This window comes from Streptomyces sp. NPDC059169, from assembly GCF_042755225.1.
GTDB lineage: Bacteria > Actinomycetota > Actinomycetes > Streptomycetales > Streptomycetaceae > Streptomyces.
In genome coordinates this window covers 580,799-592,175 of sequence record NZ_JBHZCF010000001.1, presented here as the reverse complement: position 1 = coordinate 592,175, position 11,377 = coordinate 580,799, and the positions used below count along the sequence as shown (strand labels likewise).

Below are 11,377 nucleotides of genomic sequence, written 5' to 3'. Positions count from 1 at the left end.
GCGTACCTCCCCTCCGTAACCTGTCTTTCCAAGGAACGGGGCGGGGACGACACGTGGAACACACTCAGAGCGCGGGAACAGACCCCGGCCTGCTGCTGGCAGGCCGGTACCGGCTGACCGAGAGTATCGGTCGGGGCGGCATGGGCAAGGTCTGGCGCGCCCAGGACGAGGTGCTCCACAGGACCGTCGCCGTCAAGGAGCTCACCGCCGGCCTGTACGTCTCCGAGGCCGACCGCGCGGTCCTGCACGCCCGTACCCAGAAGGAGGCCCGGGCCGCCGCCCGGATCAGCCACCCCAACGTCGTCACCGTCCACGACGTCCTGGCGTACGACGACCGCCCCTGGATCGTGATGCAGTACGTCGACGGGCCGTCCCTCGCCGACGCGGCCAAGGAAGCCGGCCGCATCCAGCCGGCCGAGGCGGCCCGCATCGGCCTGCACGTGCTCGGTGCGCTGCGCGCCGCGCACGCCGCCGGGGTGCTGCACCGGGACGTCAAGCCCGGCAACGTCCTGCTCGCCTCCGACGGCGGGGTCCTGCTCACCGACTTCGGCATCGCCGCGATCGAGGGCGACTCCACCATCACCAGGACGGGTGAACTGGTGGGCTCCATCGACTACCTGGCACCCGAGCGGGTGCGTGGGGGCGATCCCGGCCCCGCCTCCGACCTGTGGTCCCTCGGTGCCACGCTGTACACCGCCGTGGAGGGGAGTTCGCCCTTCCGCCGCGAGTCGCCGTTGTCCACGATGCAGGCCGTGGTGACCGAGGAACCACCGCCCGCTGCGAAGGCGGGCCGCCTCGCCCCCGTCATCTCGGCCCTGCTGCACAAGGATCCGGCACGGCGTCCGACCGCCGAGGAGGCCGAGCGGATGCTGCTGGAGGTGGTGGATCGGCGTCGCCCGAAGCAGGGCCGGACGAAGGAGCCCGCTCCGACGCGGGACTTCGAGGAGCGGCGTGCCCCGACCACTCCGCTCCCCGCACCGGCCCCGGCGGGTCCCGGGGCGCCGCGACCCGCCGGCAGTCGCTCCCGGCGCGGGCGCACGGCCCTTCTCGTCGTTCTGGTCGCAGCGCTCATCGGGGGCGGCGCGGGATTCCTCGCCCTGTGGTACGGCGACGGGGCGGGCTCCCCGCGCGTCGAGAAGCCCCCGCCGGTGTCACGGCCGTCGAAGTCCGCTTCCCCCGACGAGGACGCCGGCTGGCGTCGTGTCGAGGATCCGGCGGGCTTCAGTCTGCTCGTACCGGAGGGCTGGACGCGTCAGTTGGACGGCGACCAGATCGACTACACGCCCGACAACGGTCGCCACCGCATCCGCATCAGCATCGACAAGTCGCCGGACTTCAAGGATCCGTACACGCACGCACTCAACGTGGAGAAGATCGTCGAGTCGCGGTTGCCCCAGTACCGGAGGCTGACCGTCCACCCCGTCACCTTCCGGGGGCAGACACAGGCCGCGCTCTGGGAGTTCACCTGGACCGAGACGAAGGACCATCCGGGCGAACGCCGTGCGATCGACCAGATGTACTACGAAGAGGACGGTACGGAGTACGCGCTCTACATGTCCGGTCCCGCGGAGGAATGGGTGACGACCCGTCAGCAGTTCGACAAGATGCTGACCGGATGGCGGCCGCCCGGCCACTGACTCTGTCACGGCTTTGCATCGCTGAACTGCGCGAGTGGCAACAGCAAACGGTCTTCGTCAGGATGTGGACATGACGAATGACGGGGGACGGGCGAACGACCCGACCAGCTATGCACTCCGGCCGCCGAACGCTCCCGATCCGGTTGCGCCCCACGTACCGCCGCACCCGCAGGCGCGCGTACCGACCCAGACGCGTCCGTCACCGCAGTCGGCCACCGACCCGGACAAGGGGCGGCTCATCGGGGGCCGTTACCGCCTCGTCTCCCGTCTCGGCCACGGCGGCATGGGCACGGTCTGGCGCGCCCATGACGAGGTCGTCGACCGTGACGTAGCCGTCAAGGAACCGCGACTGCCGGACCACCTCGGCACCCGTGAACGCGAGAACGTCTACCTGCGGATGCAGCGCGAGGCGCGCGCCGCTGCCCGTATCGACCATCCGTCCGTCGTCACGGTGCACGACGTCGTCATGGAGGACGGCAAGCCGTGGATCGTGATGGAGCTGGTGCGCGGCCAGTCCCTGGGGGACCGGCTGCAGGAGGGCACGCTCGACGTGCGGGAAGCGGCCCGGATCGGTCTCGCGGTGCTCGGCGCGCTGTCGGCGGCCCACGAGGCAGGCGTCCTGCACCGCGACGTCAAGCCCGACAACGTCCTGTTGGGGCGTGGGGAGCGGGTCGTCCTCACCGACTTCGGCATCGCGCAGGTCGAGGGCGAGCAGGGGCTCACCGAGACGGGGGCGTTCATCGGCTCGCCCGAGTACATCGCTCCCGAGCGAGTGCTGGGCCAGCGTCCCGGGCCGGAGTCGGACCTGTGGGCGCTCGGCGTCGTGCTGTACGCGGCGGTCGAGGGCGTGTCCCCGTTCCGCAGATCGCACACACCGGCGACGCTCCAGGCCGTGCTCTCCGCCGAACCCCAGATGCCGTCGCGCGGGTCGGGGGCGTTCGGCACGCTGGTGATGCAACTGCTGCGCAAGGACCCGGCGGCCCGGCCGGCCGCTGCGGAGATCCGCTCGGTCCTGGACCAGGTGGCCCGCCCGCCGCAGGCGTCCTTCGACCCGACCAGGCTCCACGGCGCCCCGTCGGGCGAGCGCGCCGGCTCCCGCTGGGTGCCTCCGGTGCTGCACCGCAACCGGCGCGCGCAGTACGGCCTCCTCGGCGGACTGCTCGCCCTCGCGCTCGCCGTCACCGCAGTGGTCGTCGATCCGTTCGGCGGCGACGACCTGCCCGAGGGCTGGCAGGTCCGTCCGGAGAGCGAGATCCTCACGGCGGAGCTGGCCGTACCGGGTGAGTACAAGCGCACGCAGGACGACGACGGCTCCGCAGTCGAGTACCGCGACCCCAGCGGGGTGTTCTCCATCTACGTGGAGCGGGTCCAGGCCGGCGAGGACAAGAGGGTCGAGGTGCTCGAACCGAAGAAGGAGATCTGGGAGGCCTGGTACCGCAAGGGCGGCAAGAACGGCACGGAGATCAAGGACGCCGAGGTCACGACGACGGACGTCACCCACCAGGAGGAGAAGGCGTTCGAGACGACCGTCGACTTCACCCCGTACGGCGATTCGGACGAGGACCCCGTCCGGTTCCGCTGGCACGAGCTGGTCGTGCCGGGCGGGAACAAGGTGCAGTGGCGGCTGAGGGTGCAGATGCGGGCCGAAGGCGCCGCACGGCACGACGGCGAGGAGATCTACGCGGAGGTCGTGAAGCACTTCAAGATCCAGGGACTGTGACCGGGGGCGTCCAGGCCCGGACCGGGAGCCCGCGGGGCGCCCCTGTCGCACGCACTGGTGGCCCGCCCCGGCGGGACGTCGTACCGGGTGTGGCTCGACGGGGGCGCGGGGGGCGCGGCGGTAGGGGGTCGCCCGAGCAGGGCGCACGGGCCGACACCTGGGCGGACGTGGTGACAAGCTCCCTCGAGCACCATGACGAGCCCCTGATCAGGGCTTATGTGCCAGTGATCGCTGGCGTGGTGCGCGGGCCCTGTGAAAAGCTGTTACCGACGGGTACCCAAAGCCTTGATTGCGTCATACTCTCGCCCCCATGACGGACTCGCAGGCCCCCACCGCCCAGCACACCGACCCCCTCGGCACGAACCCCATCGCCGCCGCCCCCGCAGGCGCACGCACCGCTGCCGAGGTGGTCACCCCCGAGGTGGTCGCCCAGCTCACCCGCGGCGTCGTCGGCTCCGGTCGCACCGTCAACCACTCGCCCTTCACCGGGAAGAAGCTGGCCGACCTGCCCGAGTCCACCCCCGAGGAAGTCGCCGAGGCCTTCGCCCGCGCCCGCGCCGCACAGTCCGCCTGGGCCGCCGCCTCCCCGCGCGCCCGCGCCGCCGTGCTGCTCCGCTTCCACGACCTCATCCTCCAGCGCCAGGCAGAGGTCCTCGACCTGATCCAGCTGGAGACCGGCAAGGCCCGGCTGCACGCCCACGAAGAAGTGCTGGCCGTCGCCGTCGCTGCCCGCCACTACGGACGCAGGGCCCCTGCCTACCTCAGGCCCAAGCGGCACGCCGGTGTCGTCCCGGTACTGACCAGGACCACCGAACTGCGCCAGCCGCGCGGCGTCGTCGGTCAGATCGCCCCCTGGAACTACCCCCTGGAGCTGTCGGTCGGCGATGCGCTGCCGGCCTTCGTCGCAGGCAACGCCGTCGTGATGAAGCCCGACACCGAGACGGCCCTGACCGCCCTGTGGGCCCGCGACCTCCTCATCGAGGCGGGACTCCCGGCCGGCGTCTTCCAGGTCGTGCTCGGCGACGGCCCGGTCGTCGGCCCGGAGGTCGTCAGGCACGCCGACTACGTCTCCTTCACCGGCTCCACCCGCACGGGCCGCGAGGTCGCCCAGGGCGCCGCCGCCCGGCTCATCGGCGTCTCCCTCGAACTCGGCGGCAAGAACGCCATGCTGGTGCTCCACGACGCCGACGTCGACAAGGCCGCCGCCGGCGCCGTCCGGGCCTGTTTCTCGTCCGCAGGACAGCTCTGCATCTCCATCGAACGACTGTACGTGCACGAATCCGTCGCCGACGCCTTCACCGAGCGCTTCGCCGCCCGGACGAAGGCGATGCGGCTCGGCAGCTCCCTCGCCTACGGCGCCGACATGGGATCCCTCGTCGGCGAACGCCAGTTGGAAACCGTCAAGAGCCACGTCGAGGAGGCAGTCGCCAAGGGCGCGACCCTCGTGGCGGGCGGAGTGCACCGCACCGACATCGGTCCGTACTTCTACGAGCCCACGATCCTGGAGGGAGTCGAGACCCCGATGGCGGTGTGCGGCGAGGAGACGTTCGGCCCGGTCGTCTCCCTGTACCGCTTCAAGGACGAGGACGACGTCGTCGAGCAGGCCAACGCCACCGCGTACGGCCTCAACTCGAGCGTCTGGACCAGGGACAGCAGGCGCGGCCACGCCGTCGCCGCCCGTCTGCGCACCGGCACCGTCAACATCAACGAGGGGTACGCACCCGCGTACGGCAGCGTGCAGTCCCCGATGGGCGGCATGAAGGACTCCGGGCTGGGACGCCGGCACGGGTCCGAGGGCATCCTCAAGTACACCGAGGCCCAGACCGTCGCCCAGCAGCGCGTGGTCCCGCTCGCGCCGTCCTTTGGCATGGACGACGAGAAGTACGCCGCGTTCATGAGCACGTCCCTGAGGGTCATGAAGGCCCTGCGCCTGCGCTAGCACCACCCCGTACCCGTACCGAGGAGAGCCATGCCCGAGTTCCCGCCTGCCGAGAAGCAGGACGACGCCGACTCCGCGTACGACTACGACGTCATCGTCGTCGGCTCGGGCTTCGGCGGCTCCGTCACGGCCCTGCGCCTCACCGAGAAGGGCTATCGCGTCGGAGTACTCGAAGCCGGCCGTCGCTTCACCCGGGACACGCTCCCCAGGAACTCCTGGGACCTGCGCAACTACCTGTGGGCGCCGGCCCTCGGACTCTTCGGTATCCAGCGCATCCACCTGCTCGGCAACGTCATGGTGCTGGCGGGAGCGGGCGTGGGCGGCGGTTCCCTCAACTACGCCAACACCCTCTACGTCCCGCCCGCTCCGTTCTTCAACGACCCGCAGTGGAAGGGCATCACCGACTGGCAGGAGGAGCTCGCCCCCTACTACGACCAGGCCAAACGCATGCTGGGGGTCCGGCTCAACCCGACCATGACCCCTTCCGACGTCCACCTGAAGGCGACCGCCGAAGCCATGGGCGTCGGAGACACCTTCCACATGGCCCCGGTCGGAGTCTTCTTCGGGGACGGGAAGGACGCCGACGGGAAGGCGGTGACCACGCCGGGCGCGGAGGTCCCCGACCCCTACTTCGGCGGCGCCGGCCCGTCGCGCCGCGCCTGCACCGAGTGCGGCGAGTGCATGACGGGCTGTCGACACGGCGCCAAGAACACCCTCAACGAGAACTACCTGCACCTCGCCGAGAAGTCCGGTGCGGTCATCCACCCGATGACGACGGTCGTCACCGTCACCGAGGACTCGCGGGGCGGGTTCGCGGTCAGGACCCTGCCCAGCAACGACAAGCGCAAGGGGAAGGGCCGCACGTTCACCGCCGCTCGCGTGGTCGTGGCGGCAGGCACCTACGGCACCCAGACGCTGCTCCACCGGATGAAGGACACCGGGTTGCTACCGCGGATCTCCGGCCGTCTCGGCGAGCTGACCCGCACCAACTCCGAGGCGATCGTCGGTGCGCAGACCGACAACCGCCGCTACCGCAGGCGGCACGGCACGGACAAGGTCGACTTCACCCGTGGCGTCGCGATCACCTCCTCGATCCACCCGGACGCCGACACCCACATCGAACCCGTCCGCTACGGCAAGGGGTCCAACGCGATGGGCGGCATGACCGTCCTCCAGGTGCCCTACAGCGCGAAGCACCGGGTCGCGGGCTGGGCCGCCACCATGGTTCGGCACCCCTGGCTCGCGGTCCGTGCGCTGTCCAACCGCCACTGGTCGGAGCGGACCATCATCGGCCTGGTCATGCAGTCCCTGGACAATTCGCTGACGACGTACCGCAAGCCCAAAGGCTTCGGGAAGGGGCTGCTCACCGCTCGCCAGGGCCACGGCGCGCCCAATCCCAAGCAGATCCCCGAAGCCACCCGCGCCGCCTCGATCCTCGCCGAGGAGATCGGCGGCTTCGCGGGCTCCAACGTGGGCGAGCTGATGGGCACCCCGCTCACCGCCCACTTCCTGGGCGGCTGTCCGATCGGCAGCTCCGCGGAGACCGGCGTGATCGACCCGTACCACCGGCTCTACGGCCATCCCGGCATCTCGGTCGTGGACGGCGCGGCCGTCTCGGCGAACCTCGGCGTCAACCCGTCCCTCACCATCACGGCCCAGGCGGAACGAGCGATGTCCTTCTGGCCCAACAAGGGCGAGGCGGACCCGCGTCCCGAACAGGGCGCGGCGTACGAGCGGCTCACCGCGGTGGCGCCGAAGGCCCCCGCGGTCCCGGCGGACGCGTTCGGCGCGCTGAGCCTGCCGTTCCTGGGCCTCCCCACGGTCCCGCCGAAGACGGACTGACCGTCCGCCGCCCCGTCCCTGCGCCCCCGGTGGATCGGGGACGGTGCCCCCGCAGAACGGACGAGGGGCGCTGCACCCCCCTCCGAGTGCAGCGCCCCTCTTGCCTTGTTGCGGTGTTACGCGACCGCGCCGCCCTTGCGGCGGCGCATCGCGAAGACGACGCCCGCACCGGCGACGACGGCGATGCCGCCGCTGATCCCGATGACCGGGAGCACCGAGGAGGAGCCGGTCTCGGCGAGGTTGCCGCTCAGCTGGCTCGACGTGTTGCTGGCCGGGTTGGTGGTCGGAACGGGAACCTTGCCGCCTTCCTGCGGCTCGGTACCGTCCGTGTCGGTGCCGCCGGCGACGATCTGGAACTTGTAGGCGACGTCGCTGTAGCCCATGCACTCCTTGTCGCCGATGTACACGCCGCCGCCCAGTGTGAAGCCGGCGCCGACCGGGGCGTTGGCCTTCACGTTGATGCGCAGCGGGATGTCGACCTCGTAGCCCGGCTTGACCTCGTCGGACTGACCGACGTAGCCGACGGCCTCGCCGCCCTCGCTCAGGTCGTCCCAGGCCTTGGTGTCCTCGTTGTACGCCTGGAGGGCGACCTGCTTGCTCTTGAAGAGCTCCATGCCCTCCTTGTCGAACGCGGCGCCGGCGAAGTAGTCGATCTCGCTGAGCGTCGCTTCCGAGTCGTTGAGGACGTTCAGCGTGAACTTGTGCCAGCCGCTGCCCGCGGCGATCTTGCCGGGCAGGCCCTTCACGGAGAGCTTGAGATCGTTCGTCTCGCAGAGCTCAGGCTCGGCCCAGTCGTCCTCGGCGTCCTTCTCGGCGTCCTTCTCGGCGGGCTTCTCGGCGGGCTTCTCGGCGGTTTTGCCGGAGTCTGCCTCCGCGCTGCCGGTGGCGGGTTCCTTGGTGTCCTTCGCGCCGGCGCCACCCGTGGTGGCGGGCTCGTCGGTCTTGGGCTCGGAGTCCGGTTCGCCCGCGGCGGTGGTCTCACCCGTGGTGGCGGTCTCACCGGCCGTGCTCGTTTCGCCGGTGGTCCCGGTCTCGCCCGTGGTGGCCGTTTCGCCGGAGGCGCCGGCGGACGTCGTGCCGTTGGTGTCGGCCGCGAAGGCGGACGGTGCCGCAAGGAAGGCGGCGGGGGCTATGACGGCGGTCGCGGCGGCGACGGCCATAGCGCGGCGAAGCTTCATGAAGACCTCAGGGAAGTCCGGCGTGCCGCGTTCCGCGGCACGAGTGTTTAGGGGGCCATCCCCCGGATGTGGGGTCACGGGTGTGGCCGTAGTTTCTGCATGCATGACCTGTGACCAGCGGGATTGGTTGTACGGGAACTCACAGAATCTTTATGTGTCCTGCGTCACTAGGCCTCCGCCTGCTTGCGGGGGCCGGGGCGGTAGCCCTGTCCGCGGCGGACCCCGGCGTCGGCGGACGCTCACCGGAGCCCTGAGTCGCGCCACCGGGAGGGACGGGGGCCGAGAAGCGGAAGGGACACGGTCCTCCATCGCCCCATGGGCGTTCAGCACCGATGTCAGGGCGGCGTCGGCGCCGAGGGGTGGCGCCGGGGGAGGAGTGCGCCGCTGGTGCGGGAGCCCCGGGCCCTCGTGCGGGGAACGTGGGCCTGACAGAGGGAGGAGTGCAGGGCGGTACGACGCGCACCGACCCTTCCCGACGGGGTGGGGCGGTCGGGCAGACGGCCCGACCGGGTGCGGTCGGCTCCGGGCATTCCCGGAGCCGACCGCCCTTGGGGTGACCGGGCTGCTGTCCCCTGCCGACCGGTCACGTGCGCCGGGGCGAGGTCCCACGGCGTACCTTCGGGCACGCCACTCGCCCCAGCGGAGCCACGCGTGGTTCTTTCCTTCGGGTCCGCCCCTGGCTGGCACGGACACCGGTACCAACGAAGTGCCGCGGTGCCGGTCACGTGCCGTACGGGTGAGAGCACGCCCGTACTCACGTGCGCGACGGCACGGCGGACCAGACGCGCACGCGCGTCGACGCCCGCTCAGACGCGGCCCCGGCACAGCTCGAGCAACGTCATGGCCAACGAGGTGCCCGGCTTCCCGAGGGCGTCCCTGTAGTGGCCGAGCACCTCCATCTCGCGCGCGAGGTTGACCCGGCGGCCGCCGGACGTGATGCGGGCCTCCTGGATCACCGCCGAGACGGCGATCCGTTCCTGGATCAGTCCGATGATGCGGTCGTCGAGCGCGTCGATGCGCTCACGGGCGCCGGCGATCACGTCCGCGGCCTCGGGAGTGCGGGCTCCGGTATCGGCGGCGGTGGCCGCGTTGGTCTGGGTGACGGTCATGGTGGAGGGCTCCTCGATGGGGGCCCCGCAGCAACACGGCCCGGAAACCACGAAGCGCCCCGGGCCTTGTCGGCCCGGGGCGCCTGGAAAGTCGCTTGTCAGTTGCTCAAGCAGCACGACCATGGCAGCCGGTGGGCCGGGTGCCATAGGTAAAGACGAAGGTCGAGTGCTTGCGCATGGCGCCCAGTATGGCCTCCCGGCACCGTGCGTGGCCAGCCGGGAGGCCGGTCGTTCGGATGGTGAGACGAAGAGCGACCTGCCGCCGCCGGTAGAATCGACGAACACAGACCCCCTCCCACCACCGCCGGAAGGCCGCCGTAGTGTCCTCAGCGTCCCCAGCTGCCGCGCCCGACGTCGTACTCGTCGTCGACTTCGGCGCCCAGTACGCCCAGCTCATCGCCCGCCGCGTCCGTGAGGCCCGGGTCTACAGCGAGATCGTCCCGTCCACCATGCCGGTGGCCGAGATGCTGGCCAAGAAGCCGGCCGCGATCATTCTCTCCGGCGGCCCGTCCTCCGTGTACGAGGCGGGTGCACCACGGCTGGACCGTGCGCTCTTCGAGGCGGGCGTCCCGGTCTTCGGCATGTGCTACGGCTTCCAGCTGATGGCGCAGACCCTCGGCGGCACCGTCGACAACTCCGGCGCCCGCGAGTACGGCCGTACGGCACTGCACGTCACCAGGCCCGGCTCCACCCTCTTCGAGGGCACCCCCCCCGAGCAGGCCGTGTGGATGTCCCACGGCGACGCATGCTCCGCGGCCCCCGAGGGCTTCGCGGTCACCGCGTCCACCGAGGTCGTGCCCGTCGCCGCCTTCGAGAACGACGAGAAGCGTCTGTACGGCGTGCAGCACCACCCCGAGGTGATGCACTCGACCCACGGGCAGCAGGTCCTGGAGCACTTCCTCTACCGCGGCGCCGGGATCGAGCCCACGTGGACGACCGGCAACGTCATCGAGGAGCAGGTCGCCGCGATCCGTGAGCAGGTCGGTGCCAAGCGCGCCATCTGCGGTCTGTCGGGCGGTGTGGACTCGGCCGTCGCCGCGGCCCTCGTCCAGAAGGCCATCGGCTCACAGCTGACGTGCGTGTACGTCGACCACGGCCTGATGCGCAAGGGCGAGACCGAGCAGGTCGAGAAGGACTTCGTGGCGGCGACCGGGGTCTCGCTGAAGGTCGTCGACGCCCAGCAGCGCTTCCTGGACGCGCTCGCCGGGGTGTCCGACCCGGAGGAGAAGCGGAAGATCATCGGTCGGGAGTTCATCCGGGTCTTCGAGCAGGCGCAGGCCGAGATCATCGCCGAGGCCGGTGCGCACGGCGAGCAGCCGGTCCAGTTCCTGGTCCAGGGCACCCTCTACCCGGACGTGGTGGAGTCCGGCGGCGGCACGGGCACGGCCAACATCAAGTCGCACCACAACGTGGGCGGTCTCCCCGAGGACCTCGAGTTCGAGCTGATCGAGCCGCTGCGCAAGCTGTTCAAGGACGAGGTCCGGATGGTCGGCCAGGAGCTGGGCCTGCCGGACGAGATCGTCCACCGCCAGCCCTTCCCGGGCCCCGGCCTCGGCATCCGCATCGTCGGCGAGGTCACCAAGGAGCGCCTGGACCTCCTGCGCGACGCGGACGCCATCGCCCGCGAGGAACTCACGGCGGCAGGTCTGGACCGCGAGATCTGGCAGTGCCCGGTGGTCCTGCTCGCCGACGTCCGCTCGGTCGGCGTCCAGGGCGACGGCCGCACCTACGGCCACCCGATCGTGCTCCGTCCCGTCTCGTCGGAGGACGCGATGACGGCGGACTGGACGCGCATGCCGTACGAGGTCCTGGCGAAGATCTCCACGCGTATCACCAACGAGGTCGCGGACGTGAACCGCGTGGTCCTCGACGTGACGTCGAAGCCCCCGGGCACCATCGAGTGGGAGTGACCCTCCCCGCGGGTCAACGCCGGTGCCGTCGCTCCTTCGTTT

Annotated in this window: 7 protein-coding genes; 5 read left to right on the top strand and 2 right to left on the bottom strand. The window is 70.9% G+C overall.

Going from position 1 to position 11,377, the window contains the following annotated elements; genetic code table 11:
• The first annotated feature begins 53 nt into the window (after window positions 1–53).
• From ACFXOM_RS02605 to ACFXOM_RS02590, 4 genes are all read left to right on the top strand, one after another.
• Complete coding sequence (locus tag ACFXOM_RS02605; protein ID WP_384939237.1) at window positions 54–1,637, top strand: serine/threonine-protein kinase; 1,584 nt, start codon at window positions 54–56, stop codon at window positions 1,635–1,637.
• Between the two features lie 70 nt (window positions 1,638–1,707).
• Complete coding sequence (locus tag ACFXOM_RS02600; RefSeq protein WP_384939235.1) at window positions 1,708–3,357, top strand: serine/threonine-protein kinase; 1,650 nt, start codon at window positions 1,708–1,710, stop codon at window positions 3,355–3,357.
• Window positions 3,358–3,667: 310 nt separating this feature from the next.
• Entirely contained in the window at window positions 3,668–5,296 is a 1,629-nt protein-coding gene (locus ACFXOM_RS02595; RefSeq protein ID WP_384939233.1) for a succinic semialdehyde dehydrogenase, read from the top strand.
• A gap of 30 nt (window positions 5,297–5,326) precedes the next feature.
• Window positions 5,327–7,138, top strand: a complete 1,812-nt coding sequence (locus tag ACFXOM_RS02590; RefSeq protein ID WP_384939231.1) for a GMC oxidoreductase — start codon at window positions 5,327–5,329, stop codon at window positions 7,136–7,138.
• A gap of 116 nt (window positions 7,139–7,254) precedes the next feature.
• On the opposite strand, the gene ACFXOM_RS02585 is transcribed toward ACFXOM_RS02590, so the two are convergent.
• A complete protein-coding gene (locus ACFXOM_RS02585) occupies window positions 7,255–8,316 on the bottom strand; it encodes an LAETG motif-containing sortase-dependent surface protein (protein WP_385036781.1) in 1,062 nt (353 codons plus the stop codon).
• An 806-nt stretch (window positions 8,317–9,122) separates the two neighbouring features.
• Window positions 9,123–9,425, bottom strand: coding sequence for a chorismate mutase (locus ACFXOM_RS02580; protein WP_384939228.1), 303 nt, complete (start codon window positions 9,423–9,425; stop codon window positions 9,123–9,125).
• Between the two features lie 320 nt (window positions 9,426–9,745).
• Here ACFXOM_RS02580 and guaA point away from each other — a divergent pair, with 320 nt between their 5' ends.
• On the top strand, window positions 9,746–11,335 hold the full coding sequence (gene guaA, locus ACFXOM_RS02575; protein ID WP_384943817.1) for a glutamine-hydrolyzing GMP synthase: 1,590 nt from the start codon (window positions 9,746–9,748) through the stop codon (window positions 11,333–11,335).
• Window positions 11,336–11,377 lie beyond the last annotated feature (42 nt).